Annotated in this window: 22 protein-coding genes and 1 tRNA gene; 11 read left to right on the top strand and 12 right to left on the bottom strand. The window is 72.7% G+C overall.

What is annotated here, in order from left to right; all coding sequences use genetic code 11:
* Nucleotides 1-2: 2 nt before the first annotated feature.
* Entirely contained in the window at nucleotides 3-614 is a 612-nt protein-coding gene (locus EEW87_RS08955; RefSeq protein ID WP_123092319.1) for a TlpA family protein disulfide reductase, read from the bottom strand.
* Nucleotides 611-1,420: a histidine phosphatase family protein gene (locus EEW87_RS08960; RefSeq protein ID WP_083968981.1), complete on the bottom strand. Its 810-nt coding sequence runs from the start codon at nucleotides 1,418-1,420 to the stop codon at nucleotides 611-613. Before EEW87_RS08960 ends, EEW87_RS08955 begins: the two co-directional genes overlap by 4 nt.
* A 198-nt stretch (nucleotides 1,421-1,618) precedes the next feature.
* On the opposite strand from EEW87_RS08960, the gene EEW87_RS08965 reads away from it, so the two are divergent.
* The gene (locus EEW87_RS08965) at nucleotides 1,619-2,086 is read left to right on the top strand and encodes a VOC family protein (RefSeq protein ID WP_123092320.1); all 468 of its coding nucleotides are present in this window, start codon (nucleotides 1,619-1,621) and stop codon (nucleotides 2,084-2,086) included.
* On the opposite strand, the gene rsmI is transcribed toward EEW87_RS08965, so the two are convergent.
* Entirely contained in the window at nucleotides 2,062-2,886 is an 825-nt protein-coding gene (gene rsmI / locus EEW87_RS08970) for a 16S rRNA (cytidine(1402)-2'-O)-methyltransferase (RefSeq protein WP_123092321.1), read from the bottom strand. The genes EEW87_RS08965 and rsmI overlap by 25 nt on opposite strands.
* A 28-nt stretch (nucleotides 2,887-2,914) precedes the next feature.
* Between rsmI and EEW87_RS08975 the strand changes: the two genes are divergently transcribed.
* The 5 genes from EEW87_RS08975 (at nucleotide 2,915) to EEW87_RS08995 (ending at nucleotide 10,346) form a co-directional block, all read left to right on the top strand.
* Nucleotides 2,915-4,549: a dolichyl-phosphate-mannose--protein mannosyltransferase gene (locus tag EEW87_RS08975; protein ID WP_123092322.1), complete on the top strand. Its 1,635-nt coding sequence runs from the start codon at nucleotides 2,915-2,917 to the stop codon at nucleotides 4,547-4,549.
* 30 nt (nucleotides 4,550-4,579) lie between these two features.
* Nucleotides 4,580-8,164, top strand: coding sequence for a TM0106 family RecB-like putative nuclease (locus EEW87_RS08980; protein WP_123092323.1), 3,585 nt, complete (start codon nucleotides 4,580-4,582; stop codon nucleotides 8,162-8,164).
* Nucleotides 8,165-8,268: 104 nt separating this feature from the next.
* Nucleotides 8,269-8,658 (top strand): DUF1304 domain-containing protein, encoded by a 390-nt coding sequence (locus EEW87_RS08985; protein ID WP_123092324.1) that lies wholly within the window; start codon nucleotides 8,269-8,271, stop codon nucleotides 8,656-8,658.
* Between the two features lie 141 nt (nucleotides 8,659-8,799).
* A complete protein-coding gene (locus EEW87_RS08990; protein WP_068276760.1) occupies nucleotides 8,800-9,258 on the top strand; it encodes a MerR family transcriptional regulator in 459 nt (152 codons plus the stop codon).
* A gap of 47 nt (nucleotides 9,259-9,305) precedes the next feature.
* Entirely contained in the window at nucleotides 9,306-10,346 is a 1,041-nt protein-coding gene (locus EEW87_RS08995) for an NAD(P)-dependent alcohol dehydrogenase (RefSeq protein ID WP_123092325.1), read from the top strand.
* Between the two features lie 75 nt (nucleotides 10,347-10,421).
* Here the strand turns inward: EEW87_RS08995 and EEW87_RS09000 are convergent, their stop codons facing one another.
* Complete coding sequence (locus EEW87_RS09000; protein WP_205473695.1) at nucleotides 10,422-10,880, bottom strand: Lrp/AsnC family transcriptional regulator; 459 nt, start codon at nucleotides 10,878-10,880, stop codon at nucleotides 10,422-10,424.
* 115 nt (nucleotides 10,881-10,995) lie between these two features.
* Here EEW87_RS09000 and EEW87_RS09005 point away from each other — a divergent pair, with 115 nt between their 5' ends.
* A complete protein-coding gene (locus tag EEW87_RS09005; RefSeq protein WP_123092327.1) occupies nucleotides 10,996-11,811 on the top strand; it encodes a hypothetical protein in 816 nt (271 codons plus the stop codon).
* A gap of 12 nt (nucleotides 11,812-11,823) precedes the next feature.
* Here the strand turns inward: EEW87_RS09005 and EEW87_RS09010 are convergent, their stop codons facing one another.
* The 3 genes from EEW87_RS09010 to EEW87_RS09020 are packed head-to-tail and all read right to left on the bottom strand — an operon-like array spanning nucleotide 11,824 to nucleotide 14,688.
* Nucleotides 11,824-12,858 (bottom strand): NAD(P)-dependent alcohol dehydrogenase, encoded by a 1,035-nt coding sequence (locus tag EEW87_RS09010; RefSeq protein ID WP_163562405.1) that lies wholly within the window; start codon nucleotides 12,856-12,858, stop codon nucleotides 11,824-11,826.
* Entirely contained in the window at nucleotides 12,855-13,634 is a 780-nt protein-coding gene (locus EEW87_RS09015) for a metal-sulfur cluster assembly factor (RefSeq protein WP_123092395.1), read from the bottom strand. Before EEW87_RS09015 ends, EEW87_RS09010 begins: the two co-directional genes overlap by 4 nt.
* A gap of 10 nt (nucleotides 13,635-13,644) precedes the next feature.
* Complete coding sequence (locus EEW87_RS09020; protein ID WP_123092328.1) at nucleotides 13,645-14,688, bottom strand: amidohydrolase family protein; 1,044 nt, start codon at nucleotides 14,686-14,688, stop codon at nucleotides 13,645-13,647.
* 288 nt (nucleotides 14,689-14,976) lie between these two features.
* Here EEW87_RS09020 and EEW87_RS09025 point away from each other — a divergent pair, with 288 nt between their 5' ends.
* Together EEW87_RS09025 and EEW87_RS09030 are read left to right on the top strand one after the other, a co-directional pair.
* Entirely contained in the window at nucleotides 14,977-16,464 is a 1,488-nt protein-coding gene (locus tag EEW87_RS09025; protein ID WP_123092329.1) for an AAA-type ATPase lid domain-containing protein, read from the top strand.
* A gap of 44 nt (nucleotides 16,465-16,508) precedes the next feature.
* Nucleotides 16,509-16,994: a cupin domain-containing protein gene (locus tag EEW87_RS09030; RefSeq protein WP_123092330.1), complete on the top strand. Its 486-nt coding sequence runs from the start codon at nucleotides 16,509-16,511 to the stop codon at nucleotides 16,992-16,994.
* Nucleotides 16,995-16,999: 5 nt separating this feature from the next.
* Here EEW87_RS09030 and EEW87_RS09035 read toward each other — a convergent pair whose 3' ends face one another.
* A complete protein-coding gene (locus tag EEW87_RS09035) occupies nucleotides 17,000-18,577 on the bottom strand; it encodes a bifunctional NAD(P)/FAD-dependent oxidoreductase/class I SAM-dependent methyltransferase (RefSeq protein WP_123092331.1) in 1,578 nt (525 codons plus the stop codon).
* A 67-nt stretch (nucleotides 18,578-18,644) separates the two neighbouring features.
* Between EEW87_RS09035 and EEW87_RS09040 the strand changes: the two genes are divergently transcribed.
* Nucleotides 18,645-19,205 carry a helix-turn-helix domain-containing protein gene (locus EEW87_RS09040; protein WP_123092332.1) on the top strand — a complete coding sequence of 187 codons (561 nt, stop codon included), beginning with the start codon at nucleotides 18,645-18,647 and terminating at the stop codon, nucleotides 19,203-19,205.
* A gap of 73 nt (nucleotides 19,206-19,278) precedes the next feature.
* Here the strand turns inward: EEW87_RS09040 and EEW87_RS09045 are convergent.
* A tRNA-Ala gene (locus EEW87_RS09045) sits at nucleotides 19,279-19,354 on the bottom strand.
* A 99-nt stretch (nucleotides 19,355-19,453) separates the two neighbouring features.
* Here EEW87_RS09045 and EEW87_RS09050 point away from each other — a divergent pair.
* Nucleotides 19,454-20,776: an AI-2E family transporter gene (locus EEW87_RS09050; protein ID WP_123092333.1), complete on the top strand. Its 1,323-nt coding sequence runs from the start codon at nucleotides 19,454-19,456 to the stop codon at nucleotides 20,774-20,776.
* Nucleotides 20,777-20,876: 100 nt separating this feature from the next.
* Here EEW87_RS09050 and EEW87_RS09055 read toward each other — a convergent pair whose 3' ends face one another.
* The 3 genes from EEW87_RS09055 to EEW87_RS09065 form a co-directional block, all read right to left on the bottom strand.
* The gene (locus tag EEW87_RS09055; RefSeq protein WP_123092334.1) at nucleotides 20,877-21,797 is read right to left on the bottom strand and encodes a hypothetical protein; all 921 of its coding nucleotides are present in this window, start codon (nucleotides 21,795-21,797) and stop codon (nucleotides 20,877-20,879) included.
* 291 nt (nucleotides 21,798-22,088) lie between these two features.
* Nucleotides 22,089-22,748: a GNAT family N-acetyltransferase gene (locus EEW87_RS09060; RefSeq protein ID WP_240341574.1), complete on the bottom strand. Its 660-nt coding sequence runs from the start codon at nucleotides 22,746-22,748 to the stop codon at nucleotides 22,089-22,091.
* Nucleotides 22,745-24,139: a UTP--glucose-1-phosphate uridylyltransferase gene (locus EEW87_RS09065; protein WP_123092335.1), complete on the bottom strand. Its 1,395-nt coding sequence runs from the start codon at nucleotides 24,137-24,139 to the stop codon at nucleotides 22,745-22,747. Before EEW87_RS09065 ends, EEW87_RS09060 begins: the two co-directional genes overlap by 4 nt.
* Between the last annotated feature and the right edge of the window lie 5 nt (nucleotides 24,140-24,144).

Consider the following 24,144-nt stretch of genomic DNA (forward strand, 5'->3'; position numbering starts at 1 on the left):
GGTCACCCCTTCGCGCCCTCGGCGAGGACGTCGTCGACGAGACCGGTGAGGGTCGACTCGGTCGTCGCGCCATTCACCACCGCGGCGACGCGACCCTGACGGTCGAGGACGGCGGTCGAGGGCGTCGCCTTGAGGTATCCCTGCATGTCGATGGCGGAGCGGCCGCTCTTGTCGAAGACCGACGGCCAGGTGAAGCCCCACACGTCGGCCTGGGCCTTGCCCGTGTCGACGGAGGGCTCGCGGAAGTTGATGCCGACCATCTGCACCGGCTTCTTCGCCTTCTTGTAGCGCTCGGCGACGGCGACGAGGTGCGGGGCCTCGCGCTCGCACGGCCCGCACCAGCTCGCCCAGGAGTTGACGACGACGACCTCGCCGCGGTGGTCGGCCATGGAGAAGGGCTTGCCGTCGAGGGTGTCGCCCTGGAGCTCGACGGGTTCCTTGCGGTCACCCTCGGCGCGCACGACGATCGAGCCGTCGCCGGCGATGTAGCCCGCATCGGGGTTGGCCTTGGCCTGCTCGGCGACGGAGTCGGCGTCGGAGCAGGCGCCCAGGCCCACGGCGAGGGCGCCGGCGGCCAGGGCCGCGGTGAGGCGGCGGGTCGTGCGGGACATCATGCTCCGGGCAGCTTCTCGGCGTGGACGTAGAGGTGGGCGGCGGGCTCCGAGTACTCGACGGACTCCAGCTCGTCACCGACGTAGGTGAGGGTCGTCAGCGAGGCGAGGTTGCACTCGCGGCGTCGCGGGTCGTGCCACAGGCGTTCGCCGCGCATCGCGCTGCGGATGGTCCAGATCGGCAGCTGGTGGCTGACGACGAGCACCTCGCGGCCGCGGGCGTGGTCACGCGCGTCCTCGATGGCCTCGGTCATCCGCTTCGCGATCGCCTTGTAGGACTCGCCCCAGGTGGGCTTCGTGGGGTCGCGCATCCACCACCAGCGGCGCGGGTCGAGGAGCAGACGCTTGCGGAAGCGGCGTCCCTCGAACTTGTTGCCAGCCTCGATGACCCTGGGGTCGACGACCGCCGTGAGGCCGTGGCGCTCGAGGGTCGGCGCGGCGGTCTCCGCGGTGCGCACGAGCGGGGAGTGCACGACGAGGCCGATGTCGGCGTCGGCGAGGTGGTCGCCGACGACGCGGGCCATCTCGTGGCCCAGCTCGGAGAGGTGGAAGTCCGGCAGGCGCCCGTAGAGGATCTTCTGCGGGTTGAAGACCTCGCCGTGGCGCAGGAGGTGGACGACGGTGCGCTCGGTGCCACCGGTGCCGGTGCGGTGCGCGGCGGCGACACCGGCGGCCGCCTCGGCGGCGGCCTGCTCGGCGGCCTGCTCGCTCTCGCGCAGGACGGGGACGTCGGTCCCGGACTCCGGGGTCGCCTCGGGGTCGTCGAAGGGGGTGCCCTCGGCCGGCCGGGGGTCCTGCGGCGTGGTCATGACCTGGATTGTCGCAGGCGCACCTGGGTGCTCGGTGAGCCCCCGGGTCCGACGTCCCACCCGCCCCAGGTTTCTCGGGTCACCCGATAAACCCCGCCTTTGCAGGAGTAAGAGACTCGGGCGAACCCGACGAAAGTCTTGCTGAGCACCGATCCTCCGACCCCTGCGGGGCACGCCAGGCTCAGTAGCGTGGGTAACATGCCCATCGCGCTGGAGAACGTCGGGATCGCCGTCCGGGACCTCGAGGAGGCGATCGCCTTCTTCACCGACCTCGGTCTGAGCCTGCTCGGGCGCGACGAGGTGAGCGGCGAGTGGGCCGACACGGCGGTCGGCCTCGACGGCAACCACGCCCGGATCGCGATGCTCCAGACGCCCGACGGCCACGGGCGGCTCGAGCTCTTCGAGCACATCCATCCCGAGCCGGTCGAGACCGAGCCGACGCAGCCGCACGAGATCGGCATGCACCGCGTCGCCTTCACCGTCGACGACATCGACGAGTCCCTGGCGGTCGCGGCCCGGCACGGGTGCCACCCGCTGCGCGACGTCGCGACCTACGAGGACGCCTTCCGGCTCACCTACCTCCGCGGCCCGAGCGGGATCATCGTCATGCTCGCCCAGGACCTCACGAAGGGGGACCCGCCTCAGGCGCCGAGGGTCGAGTCGTAGAGGGCCTTCTTGCTCAGACCCGTCTCGGAGGCCACCTGCGCGGCGGCCTCCTTGCGGCGCACTCCCTGGGCGACGAGCTCGGCGACCCGAGCTGCGCCGTCCTCGATCGTCGCCGCCACCGCCGCGGGGTCGACGCCCTGGACGACGACGGTGATCTCGCCGCGGGCGCCCTCGACCGCCCACTGCGCGAGGTCGGCGAGGCCACCCCTTCGCACCTCCTCGTAGGTCTTCGTCAGCTCGCGGCAGACGGCGGCCGGGCGGTCCGCCCCGAGCACCTCGGCCATCGTCGTCAGGGTTGCGGCGAGCCGGTGGGGCGCCTCGAAGAAGACCATCGTGCGGCGCTCGGTCTGCAGCTCGGAGAGCGTGCGGCGCCGCTCCCCCTCCTTGCGCGGGAGGAAGCCCTCGAAGCAGAAGCGGTCGACTGGCAGCCCCGACACGGCGAGCGCCATGAGGACCGCGCTCGGCCCGGGGACGCAGGTGACCGGCAGGTCGGCGGCGGCGCACGCCGCGACGACCCGGTACCCGGGGTCGGAGACCGAGGGCATGCCCGCGTCGGTGACGAGGACGACGCGCTCCCCCTTCGCCACCGCGTCGAGCAGGTCCGAGGTCCGCGACGCCTCGTTGTGCTCGTGATAGCTGACGACCCGGCCGCGCGGGGTGACGTCGAGGGCGGCGCACAGGCGGCGCAGCCGGCGGGTGTCCTCCGCGGCGACGACGTCGGCACCCGCGAGCTCCTCGGCGAGGCGGGGCGCGGCGTCGCGCGGGTCGCCGATCGGGGTCGCAGCGAGGATCAGGGGCATAGCAGCAGTCTCGCCTACGATGCGGCCCATGGATCGCGTCGGCTCTGTCGCGGGTCGACGCGCCTCCTCCGCGGGTCGACCCGGGCCTGACGCGGCCCGCCTGCAGGACCTGCGCACCCGCCTGCTCGGCCTGCTGCCCACCTGGGACTCGCGCCGCGAGCGGCTGCTCGGCTGGTGGGGGCCGCTGACCTTCGCCGTCCTCGGCGGCATCCTGCGCTTCTGGCGGCTCGACCGTCCCCACCAGCTCGTCTTCGACGAGACGTACTACGTCAAGCAGGGCGTCTCGATGCTGCAGTACGGCACCGAGATGCGCTGGAAGGGCGAGGGCGACGTCGTCGACCCGCTCTTCACGGCCGGCACGCTCGACGTCTTCCGCTCGACCGAGGGCGACATGGTCGTCCACCCGCCGGTGGGCAAGTGGGTCATCGCCTTCGGCGAGTGGATCTTCGGCTCGACGAGCTCGTGGGGCTGGCGCTTCTCGGTCGCCCTGCTCGGCACGATCTCGATCGTCATGATCGGGCGGATCGCGCGGCGCCTCTTCGCGAGCAGCTTCCTCGGGACGGCGGCGGCCTTCCTCACCGCCTTCGAGGGGCACCACTTCGTCCACAGCCGGACGGCGCTGCTCGACATCGTCCTCATGTTCTTCGTGCTCGCGGCCTTCGGGGCGCTGCTGCTCGACCGCGACTGGTCCCGCGAGAGACTCGCCAGGGTGGTCGCGTCGGCACCCGCCGGCACCCGGTGGCGGCTGGGGCCGATGCTGTGGTGGCGCCCGTGGCGGCTCGTCGCGGCCCTCATGCTCGGCCTGGCGACCGGCACGAAGTGGTCTGGCCTGTACGTCTTCGCCGCCTTCGGCCTCATGACGCTCTTCTGGGACATCGGCGCCCGCCGCGCCGTCGGCGTGCGGCACTGGATGGCCGGCGGGGTGCTCAAGGACGGCGTCCTCGCCGGCGTCTCGATGACGCTCGTCGTCCTCGCGACCTATCTCGCGAGCTTCGTCGGGTGGTTCCGCAGCGACGTCAGCTACGGGCGGCACTGGGCGGCCGACAACCCCGGCCAGGGCGTGACGTGGCTGCCGGAGTCGCTGCGCTCGCTGCTGCACTACCACCACGAGATCCTCACCTTCCACAACGGGCTCACCTCTCCGCACACGTACGAGAGCAACCCGTGGTCGTGGATGGTGCAGTCGCGCCCCACCTCCTTCTTCTACGAGTCGAAGGGGGCGGGAGACATCGGCTGCGAGGTCGAGAAGTGCTCGAAGGCGATCACCTCGCTCGGCTCCATCTCGATCTGGTGGGTCGCGACCGCCGCGCTGCTCGTGCTCGTCGTCGCCTGGGCCATGCGCAGGGACTGGCGGGCCGGTGCGATCCTCGCGGGCTTCGTCGGGGGCTGGTTCCCGTGGTTCTTCATCCAGCACCGCACGATCTTCACCTTCTACACGATCTCCTTCGAGCCCTTCGTCGTGCTCGCGGTCGTCTACCTGCTCGCGATGCTCGTGCCGCCCGCCGGGGCGAGCGAGCGGCGCCGGCAGGTCGGGTACGCCCTCATCGGCGCCTACGCCCTGCTCGTGCTCGCGAACTTCGCCTTCTACTGGCCCGTGTGGACCGCCCAGGTCATCCCCTACGAGCACTGGCAGTGGCGGATGTGGTTCCCCAGCTGGGTCTGAGGTGTCAGACCTCGCTCGTAGCCTGGCGGCATGCTCCTCATCGACCGTGACGCCACCGGGCCCGACGCACCGCAGCACGTCGTGCTCTCGGCCTCGGACCTGCGCGCCGCGACGGCCTGCGAGCACGCCCTGCTCGCCGAGCTCGACGTGCGCACCGGCCGCTCCCCCGAGGTGCGCCGCGAGGTCGACCCCGTCGTCGAGCGCGCGGCCGAGCTCGGCACCGCCCACGAGCAGCGTCATCTCGCGGCGCTGAGCCGGGCCCACCCCGGCGCGGTGCGGGGTGCGACCGCCCCCGAGCGCACCCCCGCCGGCTACGCCGCCGGGATGCAGCAGACCCTCCAGCTCATGGCCGACCCCGCCGTGCGCGTCATCCACCAGGCCTGCGTCTACGACGGCGACTTCCTCGGCTTCGTCGACTTCCTCGTCCGTGAGGACGACGGGTCCTGGGTCGTCGTCGACGCGAAGCTCGCCCGCAGCGAGTCCGTCACCGCCCTGCTCCAGACCGGCGCCTACGCCGAGGTCCTCGGCGCGGCCGTCGCCGCGCTCGACGGGGTGGGGCTGGCCCCCTTCGTCCGCCTCGTCCTCGGCGACGACGAGGTGAGCGACACCCGGCTCGCCGACCTGCTGCCCGTCGTCCGTGCACGGCGCGAGCGGCTCGCGGACGTCGTCGGCGCCCACCTGCGCGACGACGGCCCGGTGCGGTGGGGCGACGAGCGCTGGGAGGCCTGCCTGCGCTGCGAGCACTGCACCGCCGAGCTCGAGGCCCGCGACGACGTGCTCCTCGTCGCCGGGGTCCACGTCGAGCAGCACGGCCAGCTCCTCGCGGCCGGTGTGCGCACCGTCGCTGACCTCGCCGACCTGCCTCAGGGCACCGTCGTGCCGGGCATGCGACCCGAGCGTCTCGACGCCCTGCGCGAGCAGGCGCAGCTGCAGCGGGTGGCGGCCGAAGGGGGCGACCTCCCCTTCGCGGTGCACCACCCGCAGGGCCTGGCCGCCCTGCGCACGGAGAGCGACGGCGACGTCTTCTTCGACTTCGAGGGCGACCCGATGTGGCACGTCCCCGGGTCGGGCGACTGGGGGCTCGAGTACCTCTTCGGGTGCCTGTGGGTCGAGGACGGCATCGAGCGCTACCGCGGCTTCTGGGCCCACGACCGCGTGAGCGAGCGGCAGGCGCTGCTCGACTTCCTCGACTGGCTGCAGGAGCGTCGCCGGACCTGGCCGGAGCTGCACGTCTACCACTACGCCGACTACGAGCGGGCAGCCCTGCTGCGTCTGTCTGCCCGGCACGCCGTCGGCCAGGAGGTCGTCGACGGTCTGCTCGCCGACGGGGTGCTCGTCGACCTCTACCCGGTCGTGCGCGCCGCGGTGCGGGTCGGCTCCTCGTCGTACTCGATCAAGCGTCTCGAGCCGCTCTACATGGAGCGCGGCGAGGACCGCGACCACGAGGGCGTGACCGGGGGTGCGGACTCGATCGTCGAGTACCACCGCTACACCCAGGCCGTGCTCGACGGCGACACCGCGCTCGCCGCGAGCCGGCTCGAGGACATCCGCCAGTACAACGAGTACGACTGCCTCTCGACGCTGCGGCTGCGCGACTGGCTGCTCCGGCAGGCGCGGGAGCACCGCGTCGAGCCCCAGCCCGGGCGTGCGAAGCCCGACCCGGACACCGCGGTGCAGCCCGTCAACCCGCTCGAGGTGGCGCTCCGCGAGCTCGCCGGCGAGACCCCGCCCGAGCAGCGCACGCCGCAGCAGCAGGCCGTCGCCATGCTCTCGGCCGCCGTCCAGTACCACCGCCGCGAGGACAAGCCCTACTGGTGGGGCCACTTCGACCGGCTCGAGGCCCCGCCGGAGCAGTGGGCACGTGGCACCGACGTCGTCGTCGTCCGCGAGGCCGAGACGGTCACCGGCTGGGCCCAGGGCACGAGCGGCAACCCCCGGCGCACGGTCCGCGTGCTCGGTGAGGGCAGCGGCATGCGCGCCGGGGTCGGCAGCAAGGTCCTCGCCGTCTACGGGCCGGACCGCCCCGAGTGCCTCGCCAAGGAGGACCTGCCGCACGGGTGTCGCGACATGACGGTGCTCGCCCAGGAGGAGCGGGTCGACCCCGAGACCGGCGAGGTGCTCCTCGAGCTCGTCCTCGTCGAGGTCCTGCCCAAGGACGCCGACCCCTACGACGACCTGCCGATCGGTCTCGGCCCGTCCGCGCCCCCCGGCACGGCCACCATCGCCGCGGCGATCGCCGAGGTGGGCCAGGGCGTGCTCGCCGCCGGCGGCGTCGGCACGGGCGCGGGTGACGACACGACGACGCCGACCCTCGGGCGCTCGGCACTCGACCTGCTGCTGCGGCGCCCGCCGCGGCTGCGCGACGGCTCGGCCCTGCCCGCCGGCGGCACCCCGATCACCGACATCCGCGACGCCCTGCTCGCGATGGACGACTCCTACCTCGCCGTCCAGGGGCCTCCCGGCACCGGCAAGACCTACGTCGGCAGCCGCGTCGTGCGCGACCTCGTGCTCGAGCACGGATGGCGCGTCGGGGTCGTCGCCCAGAGCCATGCCGCGGTCGAGCACCTGCTCGGCTGCGTCGTCGCCGCGGGGGTGCCCCGCGACCAGGTGGGCAAGGCTGCGCAGGGGGGCCGGGCCGCCCAGGGCGAGGAGTCGAGCCACACCACGCTGCCCAAGGACGGGCACGCCGCCTTCGCCGCCGCTCACGCAGCCGCCGGGCGGGGCTACGTCATCGGCGGGACGACGTGGGACCTCACGAACACCAAGCGCATCGAGCGCCGTCAGCTCGACCTCGTCGTCGTCGACGAGGCCGGGCAGTTCGCGCTCGCGCCGACCATCGCGTGCTCGGCAGCCGGTGCGCGGCTGCTGCTCCTCGGCGACCCCCAGCAGCTCGGTCAGGTCAGCCAGGGCTCGCACCCCGAGCCGGTCGACCGTTCCGCCCTGGGCTGGCTCCTCGGCGACCGCGCGACGATCCCCGCCGAGCACGGGTACTTCCTCGCGACGACCTGGCGGATGCATCCCGAGCTCACCGAGCACGTCTCGCGGCTCGCCTACGACGACCAGCTCGGCTCCCACGAGGCGGTGACGACGGCCCGCTCGCTCGAGGGCGTCGAGCCCGGTCTCCACGTCGTCGAGGTCGACCACCTCGCGTGCCGCACGAGCTCGCCCGAGGAGGCCGCGGCGGTCGTCGACCTCGTCCGCTCACTCGCCGGGCGGGCCTGGGCCGACGAGCACGGCACTCGGGCGCTCACCCCAGGCGACGTCATCGTCGTCACGCCCTACAACCACCAGGTGCGCACCCTGCGCGGCATCCTCGAGGCGGCCGGCCTGGCCGAGGTCGAGGTCGGCACGGTCGACAAGTTCCAGGGCCAGGAGGCCCCGGTCGCGGTGCTGTCGATGGCGGCGTCGTCGGCGCACGACGTGAGCCGCGGCCTGCGCTTCGTGCTCGACCGGCACCGCCTCAACGTCGCGATCTCGCGCGGGCAGCACGCCGCGTACGTCGTGCTGTCGCCGCGCCTGCTCGACGCCGCACCGCGCACCCCCGGCGAGCTCCGCTCGCTCGGCGCCTTCATGGGTCTGGTGCAGGCCGGAAGCCGCCGAGCGCTCGCCGTCTGAGCGCGGGGCTCCGGCCGCCCGCGCGTCCGGGAGCGGTCCGCCGACGGTCGTGGGACGCTTCGAGCGGACCCGGGCCGGCCGGGCCGTCGACGAAGGGATGCCCCGTGCTCGCCATCGGACTCGTGCTCGCGGCGGTCGCCGCCCTCATCCACGTCTACATCTTCGTCCTCGAGTCCCTGCAGTGGACCGGTGACGCGGCGCGGCGCACCTTCGGCATCGAGAGCCCCCAGGTCGCCGAGATCACCAAGCCGCTGGCCTACAACCAGGGCTTCTACAACCTCTTCCTCGCCATCGAGATCGCGCTGGGCATCGTCCTCGTCGTCGCCGACCAGCGCGCGGTCGGCCTCACCCTCGTGCTCGTCGGCACCGGCTCGATGGTCGCCGCCGGGCTGGTGCTCATGCTCTCGGACCGCACGAAGACCTCGGCCGCGCTCAAGCAGCTGCTGCCGCCCTTCCTCGCGATCCTCGCGATCGTCGTCGCCCAGCTCGCCTAGCCCTCGTCGACCCGGGCTCGCACGGCATGCGCCGCTCGCCCCGGACGCCCGCACGTGCTCCGGCACTCGCCGTGAGCGACCCTGGACACGGCTCACGAGCGCTTTGACTTCAAGTACTCGAAGTTCTTAGCGTCGTCATCTGTGAGCACGACGACCGAGCGCGAGTACACGATCAAGGAGGCGGCGGCCCTCACCGGTCTGCCCGCGAGCACCTTGCGGTACTACGAGTCCATCGGCGTCATCGACCCCGTGCGCCGCGGCGAGAGCAGCGGTCACCGGGTGTACGACGACGCCGACCTCGACCAGCTCACCTGGGTCGCCTGCCTCGCGGCGACGGGCCTGTCCGTCGCCGACATGAGGACCTACGTCGCCAACGGGCGCCTCGGCCCCTCCGCAGCCGCGGAGCAGGCCGAGCTGCTCGCCGAGCAGCAGCAGCGCCTCGCCCGCGAGGCGGAGGCCATCGCCCTTCGCCAGCGCTACGTCGCCCTCAAGGTCGACTACTGGCGTGCGGTCCAGGCGGGCGACGACGCCCGCGCCGCCGAGCTCTCCACGCGGGCCAGGGCTCTCGCCGACGACCTCACGCGCGTCGGCCGGTCCTGACCCCCTTCGTCACCCCCATCCCCACCCCGAGAACCGAGGACACACCCATGCAGGTCAACGCCTACGCCGCGCCCGCCGCCGGCGAGCCGCTCGTCCCCACGACGATCGAGCGCCGCGAGGTCGGCGCGAACGACGTGCTCATCGACATCGAGTACGCCGGCATCTGCCACTCCGACATCCACACCGTCAACGGCGACTGGGGCCCGCAGGCCTTCCCGCTCGTGCCGGGCCACGAGATCGTCGGCATCGTCCGCGAGGTCGGCTCCGACGTCAGCACCCACGCGGTCGGCGACCGCGTCGGGGTCGGCTGCATGGTCAACTCCTGCGGCCGCTGCGAGAACTGCACCAACGGCGACGAGCAGTACTGCGTCGAGGGCAACGTCGCCACGTACGGCGCGACCGATCGCGACGGCACGATCACCCAGGGCGGCTACTCCACCCACGTCGTCGTCGACGCCGACTTCGTCCTCAGCGTGCCCGAGGGCCTCGACCCCGCCGCCGCGACCCCGCTGCTGTGCGCCGGCATCACCACCTACGCGCCGCTGCGCAAGTGGGGCGTCGGCCCGGGCTCGAAGGTCGCCGTCGTCGGCCTCGGCGGTCTCGGCCACATGGCCGTGAAGATCGCGCATGCCCTCGGCGCGCACGTCACCGTGCTCTCCCAGTCGCTGAAGAAGCAGGAGGACGGCCTGCGTCTCGGCGCCGACGAGTACTACGCGACCTCCGACGAGACGACCTTCGAGGACCTCGCCGGCCGCTTCGACCTCATCATCAACACGGTGAGCGCGAAGATCGCCATCGACTCCTACCTCGGCCTGCTCGCCGTCGACGGCACGATGGTCAACGTCGGCGCCCCGCCGGAGCCGCTCGAGGTCAACGTCTTCTCGCTCATCGGCGGCCGTCGCTCCTTCGCCGGCTCGATGATCGGCGGCATCGCCCTCACCCAGGAGATGCTCGACTTCTGCGCCGAGCACGGCATCGGCTCCGACATCGAGGTCATCGAGGCCGCGAAGGTCAACGAGGCCTACGAGCGCGTCCTCGCCTCGGACGTGCGCTACCGCTTCGTCATCGACGCGAAGACCCTCGCCTGATCCAAACCCCCGAGCGCCCCGCCCGACACCCGTCGGGCGGGGCGCTCGTCTGCGTCCGGGCGGGCGAAGGGGTGGTCACAGGTCGAGCAGGCGACTCTGGTCGATCTCGATGTCGTGCAGGACGAGACGACTGCGGCACTCGCGCACCCCGTGCTCGCGCTTGAGCACGTCGACGACCCCCTCGAACTCGGTCGCGTCGACGCAGACCACCCGGATCTGGAAGTCGTACTCCCCCGTGAGCCGGCTGCCCGAGACGACCTGGGGCACCTCGTGCACGCCGTCCTCGAAGACCGAGCGCTCCATGCCCTCGCGCAGACGGATGTCGCTGATCATGACGAGCTGGCGACCGAGCGCGGAGGGGTCGAGCTCGGCCCGGTAGGCCTTGACGACGCCCGAGGTGCGCAGCCGCCGGACCCGCTCGGAGACGGTGTTGGCCGACAGCCGTACCGCGCGCCCGAGGTCGTGGTAGGTCGTGCGGGCGTCCTCGTGGAGCAGGCGCAGCAGGCGGCGGTCGATGGCGTCCATACGGGCCATGGTCGCAGGATCCGTGGTCATGTGCGTCAATCACCGCAGATACCTCGGCACAGCGGGGTGTGGGACCCAGAGGTCCGCACCACCTGAGGCACCATCCGTGGAAGCGTCAGAGGACGTGGAAGCACTCCTCCTCCGTCTCCTCTTCCCCCCGCTCACCGTCCTGCTCGCCGGCTGGGCCCAGCACCGCCTCGGCCCGCGCCGCTCGGGCCAGCTCATCGGGCTGCCGCTCACCTCCGGCCCCTTCCTCCTCGTCCTCGCGTGGGGCGAAGGGGTGCCCGCCGCCACCGTCGCGGCGCGGGGCGTGCTCGCCGGCCAGCTCCTCGTCCTCGCCTTCGTCACGCTCTACGCGCTCGGGACCACCGCCACCTCACGACCTCTGCATGTCATGGCCTGCGTCGTGCCGACGCTCCTCGTCGTCGGTGCCGCGACCCACGCATGGACCGACCGAGCCCCCTGGGCGATCGCCCTCGTCGTCGTGCCGCTGGCGCTCCTCGCCCTGGCGCGGTGGCGCCCCGCCCCCTTCGCCGGCCGCGGTGAGCGGCCTCGAGACCACTCCCTCTCGACCACCGGCGGGCCGAGCGCCCGCGAGCTCACCGGCCGGGCCACGCTCACCGGCGTGCTCGTCGCGACGCTCGTCGCCTCCAGCTCGGTCCTCGGGCCGTCCCTGGCCGGGATCCTCGCGGCCGTGCCGCTCGTCGTCTCCGTCGTCGTGCCGGGCACTCACCGGCACGAAGGGGGAGCCCCCGCCCGGACTCTGCTGCGCGGCACCCTCGCCGTCGTGCCCGGCACGGCGACCTTCGCCGCCGTGGTCGCCGTGGCCATGGGTCCGCTCGGGGTGGGGACCGCGCTCGCCCTCGCACTGGCGTCGATGCTCCTCGTCAACCAGGCGGTGGGGAGGCTCGACCGCCTCCACCACCGCCCGTGCCGCTGACCTCGGCGGATCTCAGGGCACGAGGATCGCGCGCCCTCGCACCGCCCCCTGGTCCAGATCGGTGACCGCCTGCTGGAAGTCGTCGAGCGCGTACTTCTGCGTGTGCAGGGTGACCGCCCCCGAGGCGGCGAGCGCCATGAGGTCCTGCAGGTCGTTGTACGAGCCGACGAGGTTGCCGATGACGTTCTTCTCGCTCGAGACGAGGTCGATCGTCGGGACGTCGACGTTCTCGCCGTAACCCACGACGTGGTAGTCGCCGGCCTGGCGGGTCATCGCGATGCCCTCGGCGGTCGACCCGCCCTCGCCGACGAAGTCGACGACGACCTCTGCACCGACCCCGCCGGTGAGCTCGAGGACGGCCTCGACCTGAGACCCGTCGCCGAGGACCCCTTCGTGCGCGCCGATCTCCCGGGCCAGCGCGAGCGCCGCCTCGTTGCGGTCGACGACGACGAGCCGCGCCGGGCTGAGCGCCCGCAGCACCTGGATGCCGATGTGGCCCAGACCGCCGGCGCCGATGACGACGCACGTGTCGCGCGGGGTGAGACGGCGGGCCGCCTTCGCCGCCGCGTGGTACGCCGTGAGACCCGCGTCGGCGAGCGCGGCCACGTCGGCGGGCTCGAGGGAGTCGTCGATCTTCACGACCGAGCGGGCCGAGGTGCGCAGGTACTCCGCGTAGCCGCCGTTGGTGTCGATGCCCGGGAAGGCGCTCGTCTCGCAGTGCACGTCGTCGCCGCGCCGGCACGCACGGCACAGACCGCACGTGATGAGCGGGTGGAGGATCACCTTGTCGCGCTCGCGCACGTTGGTCACCGCCGAGCCGACGGCGTGCACCCACCCGGCGTTCTCGTGGCCGATCGTGTACGGCAGCGCGACCTGCGACTTCTCCGCCCACTGCCCCTCGAGGATGTGCAGGTCGGTGCGGCACACCCCCGCCCCGCCGATCCGCACGACGACGTCCCAGGGCCCGGAGGCCTCCGGCACCGGGACCTGCGTCATCTCGAGGTCTTGGTGGTAGCCGACGACCTGGACGGCTCGCATGCTGCTCATCGGGTGGGCTCCTTCACGGTGAGGGGGATGAGGTGGTGGTGGTCGCCCGGCTCGGCGCCGTCGAGCCGGGGGGTCTGGTCGGCGCCGGACCCGTCGTAGCGGGTGCGCAGCAGCCCGCGGCAGAAGTGGGCGTTGCCGTCGATGGAGACCCGGGTGGCGCGGGCCCGGCGCAGCGCCATCAGCACCGCGTCGGGGGCGTACCCGCGCCCGTCGTGGTCGACGAGGACGAGGGCGTCGTCGTCGAGGCTCAGACCGAGCGCCTCGCGCCGGCGGCGCAGGGCGTCGGTGGTCCGGCCCGGGGGCAGGTCACCGAGCCGGACCCTGCCGACGTCGCCCTCGCGAAGGGAGGGCTCGGCCCGGAGCAGCTCGGCGAGACTGCGCTCGGAGGCGGCGGTGTGCGCCTTGCGGCGGAAGACGGACCGCAGCCCCTCCAGGCTCTCCTCGGCCTCGCGCCCGAAGGTCCCGACGTAGCCCGCGTCGGCTGCGAGCCCGGCGTTGATGAGGGCCGAGTCGTGGTGGCCGTCGAGCTCGACGACGACGCGCTCGACCCCGTCGAGCGCGTCGAGCGCGTCCTTGGCGTCGGAGGCCATGAGGTAGGCGAAGCTCGGCGAGCAGAAGGACGTCGGCAGGCGCAGGTGGACGACGGCCGTGCCCTCCCCCACCTCTGCCGAGCGCACGAAGCCCAGGTCGGTGATCGGCTCGTCGAGCTCGGGGTCGAGCACCGTGCCGAGGGCTCGTCTCACGTCGTCGAGGGTGACCTCGCACCCCTTCGTCATGACGCTCACGTCACACGCTCGCGAGGTCGGCGGCCGACGGGTCGCGCGGGCCAGTCTCCGTCGCCCCAGCGTCCGGCAGCTGCAGCTCGGCGGGCACGTCGATGCCGTACATCTTCGCGGCGTTGAGACCGAGGATCTTCTTCTTCTGCTCGAGGGTGATCGGCGCGTACTCCGTCATGTCCTCGGGGATCTGGAAGTCGACGAAGGTCTCGACGAGCCACCGCGGCGTCCACAGCGCGTAGTCGCTGGAGAAGAAGATGCGGTCCTCGCCGATCCAGTAGAGGAGCTCGCCGATGATCTGCGCGAAGTAGCGCGGCCGGGTGTGCATGAAGGGCATGGCGACGGCGAGCCCGCCGTAGACGTTCGGCTCCTGGGTCGCGATCCAGCAGAAGTCCTCGAGGCGCGGCAGCCCGACGTGCTCGACGACGAAGTTGAGATCGGTGAAGTCGGTCGCCGCGTGATCGACGTCGGCGACGTCGAAGGCGTCCCGGTCGAGCGGGCGGATCGTCGGGCCCTTGTGGACGTGGACGTTCGTGATGCCGAGGGCACGGCACTCCTCGAAGTACTTGTACGCCCACGGGTCGTCGAGCTTCCACCCGCGCGACTCGCCGTGCCACTCGGCGGTGTAGAGCTTGACCCCCGTGAAGCCCATCCGCTCGTGGTCGGCCCGCAGCTGGTCGAGCCCCTGCTCGCCGTAGCGCGGGTCGAAGTTGTGGTTGTACGTCAGCTTGTCGGGGTGCGCCTGGGCCAGCCCGAAGGCCTCCTCGGTCTGCCCGAAGCCGCGGTGGTAGAACTCGGTGAGCGCGGCCGGCTGGAAGATCGCGTGGTCGACGTAGCCGTCCTCGAAGAGATCCTTCATGAGGCGGTCACCGCCCTGGTAGAGGTAGTCCTCGTAGCTCCACGTCTCGCTCTCGGGCGAGAGGTTGCGGTGGTAGTCGTAGAAGCAGTCGATGAACTGCTTGCCGTGCTCGTTGCGCAGGTTCTCCGGCCGCGCGTCCCACAGGGCGATGTGGGCGTCGACGATGAAGTAGCTCTCGCCGTCCTTGGTGTACATGGACCTCTCCTTCCCGCGACCTCGTCGTCGCGGACGGTGACCCCGACGTCGTCGTCTCGGGACGCCTCCGACGCTAGGCAGCCGGCGAAGGGGGCAGAAGGGGGTCCCCGTCTCACTTTGAGACACCCGCCCCCTCCGCTGGTCGAGGTGCGACGAGCCCAGCGAGGAGCCTCGAGACCACCTCCTTGATGGTCGAGGTGCGACGGAGGAGCCTCGAGACCACTCCCCTCGGCCCCTCGCGCGCCCCAGGTCCGAGGGCTACCGTCACCTCAGCGAAGGAGGTCGACGATGACCGCCGAGGACCACGTCGTGCCGCAGCGGGCGATGACGCGCGCGAAGGGGGATCCCGTCGCGCCCTCGCACCGCCTGCTCGCCTCCTGGCGACGCAGCGAGGAGTACGGCGTGCCGCTCGACGGCGTCGACCCGGCCTGGGCGGGCTCGATCTCGACCGACTCCCTCTTCTACGAGTGCGGCCAGGCGGTCCTCGCCGGGCTGCACAAGACGCTCGTCGACGAGCCGCTCAGCCTCATGCTCACCGACGCCGACGGGCTCGTCCTCGACCGGGTCTCCGGCGACACCTCGCTCCTGCGGGCGCTCGACCGCGTGCACCTGGCACCCGGCTTCGCCTTCTCGGAGCGCCACGCGGGGACCAACGGGCTGGGCATGGCCCTGGCCGACCGCACCCCCTCCCTCGTGCGCGCCGAGGAGCACTACAGCGCCGGCCTGGCGATCTACACCTGCGCCGCGGTGCCCGTGCTCAACCCCGTCACCGGCGACCTCGAGGGCTGCGTCAACCTCACGACGTGGTCGCGCTCCTCCGCCGGCCTGCTCCTCGCGCTCGCGGAGTCGGCGGCGACCTCGACGAGCGCCCTCATGCTCGCCCGCTCCGGCGGTCACGCACCACGGCCACCGGCCCGCGGCGGGGTCTTCCGGGTGCAGCGAGCCCGTCTCGAGCCGGCCGCCGGCACCCTGCGCGCCATGTCGACGTCGTGGACGGAGGCGCAGGCCGCGACGACTCGCGCCCTGCACGACGGGCAGGTCGTCGCGGTCGTCGGCGAGCCCGGCTCCGGTCGGGCGACGCTCCTCGGCCAGGCCCTGCGGGCCGCGCACCCACGCATCCGCATCCTCAGCGCCGACGTCCCCGCCCCCGACGACGTCGAGGCCTGGTTGTCGTTGTGGACCCCCGAGCTCGCCAAGCCCGACACCGCGGTCGTCGTCGAGAACGTCGACCTCCTGCCCGCCTGGGCTGCGCAGGAGCTGTACGCCCGGGCGTCCTCGGCGGTCGCCTCGCGCTCGAGCGCGCCGGGGACCCTCACCTGGGCGGTCACCGCCCGCGACCTCGACTCGGTGCCCGCACCGCTCGCCGCCCTCGTCGGCACCGTCGTGCCGGTCCTCCCCCTTCGCGAGCGCCCCGACGACGTCCTCGCCCTCGCCCGCTGGGCCGCCCACCAGACCCGGATGCGCGAGATCGACCTCACCCCCGCCGCCGAGCGCGCGCTGCTCGCGCACGACTGGCCGGGCAACGCCGACGAGCTCGTCCGGGTCGTCCACGACGCGGCGACTCGTGCCGAGACCATCGACGTCCGGCACCTGCCGCCGGCCTTCTCCGCGTCCGGTCCCCGGCTCTCCCGTCTCGAGACGGTCGAGCGCGACGAGATCGTCCGCGCTCTTGCCGACCCCGGTCGCAGCGTCGCCGACGCGGCCGCCGAGCTCGGCATGAGCCGGGCCACGATCTACCGCAAGCTGCGCCACTACGGGATCCGCCGCCCGGGCTGACCGCCGCCGACCACCCCTTCGCGAAGGACAGAGAGGATCCGTCGATGTCGCTCCCCCGCCCCTACCCGCCGCCGACCTACGAGGCAGCCGAGGGCGAGGCGAGTGCGTGGCTGCGGCGCTCTGAGACCCCGCCGGAGATCAGCTACCGGGGCGGCGGGACGTGCGAGTACCTCGCGACCGGCGACCAGACAGATCACCGCTTCGGGCTCTACCGGTGGACCTTCGGCGAGAGCGAGTCCGGGCCCGACCCGCACTTCCACCGCTCGATCTCCGAGCAGTTCTACGTGCTCTCGGGCGAGGTGCGCCTCTACGACGGGCGCGCGTGGGTGACGGCCCGGTCGGGAGACTTCCTCTACGTGCCCGAAGGGGGCATCCACGGCTTCCGTGGGGCGGGGCCGGCCTCGATGCTCCTCATGTTCGCGCCCGGCGGCCCGCGCGAGGACTACTTCGAGACCCTCGCGCGGGGCGAGCCGATGAGCGAGCAGGAGCGCGCCGACTTCATGGACCGGCACGACACCTACTGGGTCTGAGCGGGTCAGCCCACCCGGCGGGCGCGCAGCACCGCGTCGGTCACGGCGATCTCCTCGCCGGTCTCGGGGTGCGCCTGGGTCCGCGGTCGCGCCGCGCAGACCTCGACATCGAAGCCCTCGGGCAGCGCGGGCGCGAGCTCCTCGGCGGTGAACATGAAGGTCGCGTGCCCGTGGCGCAGACCCGTGCTGAGGTCGCCGGGGTGGTGGCCGACGACGAGCAGGGTGCCGCCGGGGGCGACGGCCGAGGCCAGCCGGCCCACGACGTCGGGCATGCCGCCGTCGGGCAGGTGGAAGAAGTGCGAGGTGACGAGGTCCCACGTCTCGCCGCCCGGCTCGAAGGTCCGCACGTCGACACGACGGGTCTCGACGCGGTCGCCGACCCCGACCTGGGCGGCGTGCTCAGAGGTGCGGGCCAGCGCGGCGTCGGCGAAGTCGACGGCCGTCACCTGCCATCCCTGCTCCGCGAGCCAGATCGCGTCTCCCCCTTCGCCGCAGCCGATCTCGAGCGCGCGACCCGGCGTGAGCGACGGCGCCTCCGCGGCGAGCTGGGCGTTGGCCCGGCCGCTCCACACGCGGTCGCCCGAGTAGCGCTCCTCCCACGCATCCCGCTCGAAGAAGCCCTCCCGGCGCTGCGCCGCGGCCCGGGTCGCGTCCGCCGTGGCGAGCTCGGCGTTGATCCAGGCACCGACGCGCACGCCGTGGGCGGCGGAGGCGACGAGGATCATCGCGATGTCGGTGGCGTTGCCCGCGGCGAAGACGCCGGGCACGCTCGTCGCGCCGGTGGGCTCGACGGCGATGACCGAGCCGAGCTCGGTCCCGTGCATCTCGAAGGGGGTCGCCTCGATGCCGAGGGGGCGCAGGTAGTCGGTGCGCACGTGGGGCCTGCTGGCGACGACGACCGCGTCGCGCTCGAGGAGCGTGCCGTCCGCGAGGCGGAGGCCGACGAGGCGGTCCCCGTCGGAGACGACCTCCTGCGGGGTGCCGTGGACGACCCGCACCCCGATCGCGCCGACGCGCTCGAGCTCCTCGTCGGGGATCTCGACGCCGTCGTGCACGACGACGACGACGTCGTCGCTCAGCTGGCGGAAGAGCAGGGCCTGGTGACCGGCGAGCGGCGAGGTGGCGAGCACGGCGATGCGCCGGTCGCGGACCTCCCAGCCATGGCAGTAGGGGCAGTGCAGGACGTCGACGCCCCAGCGCTGCGCGAGACCGGGCACGTCGGGCAGCTCGTCGACGACGCCGCCGGTGACGAGGACACGGCGGGCCATGACCCGACGTCCGCCCTCGGTGGTCACGAGGAAGGCGTCGACCTCGCCGGAGACGGCGACGACGCGGTCGGAGAGGATCTCGACCCCGTACTGGGCGACCTCGGCGCGGCCGATCTCGAGCAGCTCGAAGGGGGAGACCCCCTCGCGCCCGAGGTAGTTGTGGGCGTGGTCGGCGGGGGCGTTGCGGGGCTCGCCGGCGTCGATCACGAGGACCGAGCGCTTCGAGCGGCCGAGCGCCATCGCGCCGCTGAGGCCGGCGGCGCCGCCGCCGATGACGACGACGTCGTAGGTCTGGGGGGTGGGGTTCTCGTCCATAGGACGATGGTGCGACCACTCTCGCACTTTTGACAAACATTCTTGCCGTCCTGGCAAACTAGGACGCATGACCGACGACGACGTGCTCCGCGGGGTCGGCCCCCGCCTGCGCCAGCTGCGCCTCGAGCGCGAGGCGACCCTCACCGATCTCGCCGAGGAGACCGGCATCTCGGTGAGCACGCTGTCGCGGCTCGAGTCAGGCCAGCGCAAGCCGACCCTCGAGCTCCTGCTCCCCCTGGCCCGCGCCCACCGGGTCGCGCTCGACGAGCTCGTCGACGCCCCCGAGACCGGCGATCCCCGCATCCGCTCCAAGCCGGTCGTCCGGCACGGCCGGACCTTCATCTCGCTGACCCGCCGACCCGGCGGGCTGCAGTCCTTCAAGATGGTCATGCCCGTCGAGACCAACCCGGCCCCGACGCTGCAGACCCACGAGGGCTACGAGTGGCTCTACGTCCTCAACGGCCGGATCCGCCTGCTGCTCGGCACGCGAGACCTCATGCTCGAGCCGGGCGAGGTGGTGGAGTTCGACACCCGCACCCCGCACTGGATCGGCAACCCCGGACCCGCACCCGCCGAGGTGCTGGCGATCTTCGGGCCCCAGGGCGAGCGGATGCACGTCCGCTCATGAGCGCTGCCTGACCGCCGCCGTGAGCGGCCAGAGACGACGAAGACCCCGGCCGATCCCGGCCGGGGTCTCACGCTGGTGGAGCTGAGGGGATTCGAACCCCTGACCTTCTCATTGCGAACGAGACGCGCTACCAACTGCGCCACAGCCCCAGGTGCAGCGGCAACGATAACCCAGCGTCCGGGCCCGGTCCAAACGGCTAGGCTCCGTCGGTCAGGGCGCTCGCGCCTCCCCCTTCGGCAAGGACGTCCATGCCCACGGACCACGAGCCGGATCCCGCCCAGACGGACGAGACCGACGCCACCCGCTCGCTGCGCCACCGCATCACCGAGGCCGTCGTCACTGCCCGGGAGCGCCAGGCCGGACCTCCCCCGCGACCGCTCGTCGTCGAGGTCCCCGCAGACGCGACCGCCGAGGCCGACCGCAGCCACGTGCCTCCGCTCGTGCGCGCCGCGAGCGAGTGGACGTGGCGCCTGCTGCTCATCGCCGCCGGCATCGCCGCGCTGATCTACCTCGTCGGTTTCCTGTCCGAGGTCACCTACCCGATCATCGTCGCAATCCTCCTCGCGGCGCTGCTCGAGCCGCTCTTCCGCCGACTCGCCTCCTTCATGCCGCGCGGGCTCGCCGCGATCATCACCGTCCTCGGCACGCTGGCGGTGATCGTCGGGCTCTTCAGCTTCGTCGTCAACCAGTTCGCCGCCCAGCTGCCGGACCTCGTCGGGCAGGTCGGCCAGGGCGTCGACCAGATCCGCACGTGGGTCCTCACGACCTTCAACCTCAGCAACAACGAGCTCACCGGCTACCTCGACCGGGCCCGCGAGAGCCTCGGTCAGAGCGAGGTCGGGACGCGGGCCGCGCAGGCCGGCCTCACCGTCGGGCACCTGCTGGCCGGCGCGGCGATCACGATGTTCGCCCTCTTCTTCTTCCTCTACGACGGCCCCCAGATCTGGGGCTGGGTCGTGCGCCTCTTCCCGCGCACCGTGCGCGCGAAGGCCATCTCCGGCGGTCGCATCGCGTGGGGCCAGCTGCAGGCCTTCACCCGCGCGACGATCCTCGTCGCGGCCGTCGACGCCCTCGGCATCGGCCTCGGCGCGCTCGCGCTCGGTGTCCCCTTCGCCTCCGGCATCGGGCTGCTCGTCTTCCTCGGCGCCTTCATCCCCGTCATCGGCGCGCTGCTGTCCGGATTCATCGCCGTCGTCCTCGCGCTCGTCGCGAAGGGCCCCGTCGTCGCGCTCATCATGCTCGGCGTGGTCGTCGTCGTGCAGCAGGTCGAGGCGCACCTGCTCCAGCCTCTGCTCCTCGGCCGCGCGGTCCGCGTGCACCCGCTCGCCGTCATCCTCGGCATCGCCGCCGGTGTCGTCGTCGGCGGCATCTTCGGCGCGCTCGTCGCCGTGCCGCTCATCGCGGTGCTCAACGCCGTCGGGCACCACCTGCTCGACCCGGAGCCGCCGGGCGTCGACGAGCCGGAAGACCTCCTCACGCCCGCGGAGCAGGCGGAGGTCGAGGAGGACGTCGACGAGAGCGAGGAGATGGCCCGCATCGAGCCCGGTGAGCGCGGCCCCTACGACACCTGAGGGAGGCCCCCTTCGCCCCCGCAGGTGGGGACGAAGGGGGGAGACAGACGAGTGGCCGCTACGCGAGATGCGTAGCGGCCACTCGTGCGTGACGGCGGGGTCAGCTGCCGACGGCGCGCTGCGGGGCGACGACGTCGTCGTCGATCGCGTCGAGGACCTGCGGGGTGTCCTCGGCCGGGGCGTCCTCGACGACCGGACGGGCGCCCGCACGGGCCTTCATCGTGTAGGTCGGGCGCGGGACCGGCACCGGCTCCCACGTGCCCTCGCGGTCGTCGACGACCGCTGCGGGCGCCTCGACCTCGGCGGGCTCGGTGGCGGGGGCGGCCTCGACCGGCGCGGAGACGTCGAAGGGGGCGTCCGTCGCGACGGTCTGCGACACGGCGGCCTCGGCGACGACGCGCTCGGGCTCGTCGACGACGACCTCGGTCGTGGTCTCGGCGTGCACGGGCGCGCGGCGCGGGGCCGGGCGACGCACGGGGGCGGCGGCCTCACGGGAGCGGCGACGGGCGAGGTGCTCCTCGCGACGACGCGCCTCGGCAGCCTTGACGTCCTGGCGCAGCCATCCGAAGGAGCCGAGCAGACCGACGAGCAGCAGGCCGGTGACGAGCCACGGCAGCGAGCCGAAGGCGGAGAAGAGGAGGGCGATCGGCAGGAGGACGAGGTGGCCGAGGAAGGCCAGACCGCGGACCTGGCGGGGGGCGTCGACGACGGCGGAGACGACCGCGAGACGGCCCGACCCCTCGTCCTCGAGCTCGGGCTCGTGCACGGGGGCCTCCGGGACGGTGACGGTGCGCTTGACGACGACCTCAGGTCGCGCCGCGCGGGCGGGCGAGACCGCGTAGGAGCGCGTGGGCTCCTCGGTCTGGCTCAGCCGGTGCGAGTCGAGGACGCGCATGGCGGCGGAGAACCGGTCGACGGAACGGACGGTCGCGAGGTGATCACGGCGGCGCACCCAGTACTGCACGAGATACGCAGCCCAGATCGCGACGACGACCACGAAGATGAGGCTGCTCGACTGCACGATCCGAACACTATGGAGGGCAAGGGCGCTCGTCGGTCAGGCCATCCGGTGTGTCGCGGATGTTGCCTGCTGTGAATCGTGGTGCGTGTGTGGTTTCGAGGCTCGCTGGCGCTCGCGCCTCAACCACCAAGGCAACTCGTTGCTGGTCGAGGTGCGACGAAGGAGCCTCGAGACCACCTCGACCAGCGATGGAGCCATTGCTGGTCGAGGTGCGACGAAGGAGCCTCGAGACCACCAGCGAAGGGGCGGTTTCGAGGCTCGCTGGCGCTCGCACCTCAACCAGCGAGCACCTCAGCGGGCGGGGACGCGGCGGGCGCCGACGCGGCCGAGGAGGCCGGCGGGCTCGAGCTCCTCGGCGGTGACGGCGAAGCTGCGGTGGTCGCGCCAGTCGCCGTCGATGTGCAGGTAGCGCTTGCGCAGGCCCTCGTCGCGCAGCCCGAGCTTGCGCACGACGGCGAGCGAGGCAGAGTTCTCCGGGCGGATGTTGATCTCGACGCGGTGCAGGCCGACGTCGCGCAGCACGTGGTCACCGGCGAGCGCGACCGCGGCCGGCATGAGCCCGCGCCCGGCGACGTCGTGGATGACCCAGTAGCCCATCGTGCACGAGCGGAAGGAGCCCAGGACGATCGAGCTGACATTGAGCTGGCCGACGATCTGACGGTCCACCTCGAGCACGAAGGGCAGGGCGGTCCCCCGTCGCGCGTCCGCCTCGAGCCGCCCGAGGTACTCGCGGAAGGCGACGCGCGGGGGCGAGGGCAGCGGCGAGGTCGCGTCCCACGGGCCGAGCCACGTCGCGTTGGCCGCGCGGGCGCCGAGGAACTCGCCCTCGTCACCGGGGCGAAGGGGGCGCAGCAGCACCCGCTCGCCCGCAGAGGTCTGCGCGGCGAGCCGCACCGGCCAGCGCACCGGCTCGGCGGGGCGGCGGCGCAGCCGGCTGACCAGCCGCGTCACGTCAGCTCGTGCCGACCCTGCAGGTGGGTGCCGTCGGGCACCTCGGCCGCGCCGTCGGCGACGACCTCGACGTCGCCCTCGCAGGTGACGTCGGACCCGAAGGTCACCTCGCCGTGCACGGCGAAGGAGGAGCAGCCCGCGAGCGAGGGCGAGCCGTGCGGCAGCAGCCGGTCGAAGTCGGCGATGTACTTGTAGTGGTCGTCGAGGTCGATCGCCGGGTCGGGCTGGTCGCTGAGACCGCGCACGAGCATGTCGTCGTCGAGCTCGAAGAGGTCGCTGCGCAGCAGGAGCAGCTCGTTCGTCGTCTTCACAGGCCGGAATCGGCTGCGCGGCACGCGGATCGCCTGGCTGCCCTCGAAGCGCTCGATCGCCGTGCCCATCGCCGACTCGACCTGGATGACCTTCGTCGAGGTCTTGTCGGTGGGGTCGACGGTCTTGCGGTTGATGACGATCGGCAGGCCGAGGACGCCGTCACTCGCCTCCATCCGCTCGGCGAGCGCGTCGACGCTCACCCAGAGGTTGTTCGTGTGGAACCACTGGTGACGACGGTTGTCCTGGAAGTAGTGGTCCTCGCCGTCGGCGACCATCGCGGTGTCGCGCAGGATGAGCCGACCGTCCTCCTTGCGGATCGCGAGGTGGCCGCCCTTGCGGTCGTTCGCCGTGCGGGTCGTCACCTCGGCGGCGTAGGGGACGTCCTCGCGGAGCAGCCACGCGGCGATGTCGGGGTCGCAGCTCGCGCCGAGGTTGTCGGCGTTGGAGAGGAAGACGTACTTGATCCCCTGCTCCTGCATCTGGGCGAGGATCCCCGACGCGGCGAGCGCGACGTAGACGTCGCCGTGGCCGGGCGGGCACCACTCGAGCGAGGGGTCGGCCGGCCACTCCACCGGGGCGAGGTCGTCGGTGCGCAGCTTCGGCTCGCGGCTCTGGATGAAGTCGAGGGGCAGCGACTGCTCGCGCAGCTGCGGGTACTGCTCGAGCAGCTCGAGGGACTGCTCGTGGGTGCGGAAGGAGTTCATGAGCAGCAGCGGCGGGCGCACGCCGTAGCGCTCGCCGAGCGCGATGATCTGCCGGGCGATGATGTCGAGGAAGGTCAGCCCCTCGAGCGCCACGAGCGCGGTCTTCGGGCCGGACATACCCATGCTCGTGCCGAGCCCGCCGTTGAGCTTGACGACGGCCACGCGCTGCAGCGCCTCGCGTCGCTCGTCGTCGCTGACGTCGAGGTCGGCGAGCTCGGGCAGGTCGCCCATCGGCTCGATCGTGTCCTCGGGGATGACGCCCTGCGCGCCCTCGGCGAGCTGGTGCCAGTACGCCTCGAAGACCGCGATCGCCCGCCGGTCGACCCCCTGGTCACGCATCTTCTCCAGCGACAGCTCCAGCGCCTCAGGGGTCATGGCGC

It is taken from the genome of Janibacter melonis, assembly GCF_003721155.3.
In the GTDB taxonomy this organism is placed as follows: domain Bacteria; phylum Actinomycetota; class Actinomycetes; order Actinomycetales; family Dermatophilaceae; genus Marihabitans; species Marihabitans melonis.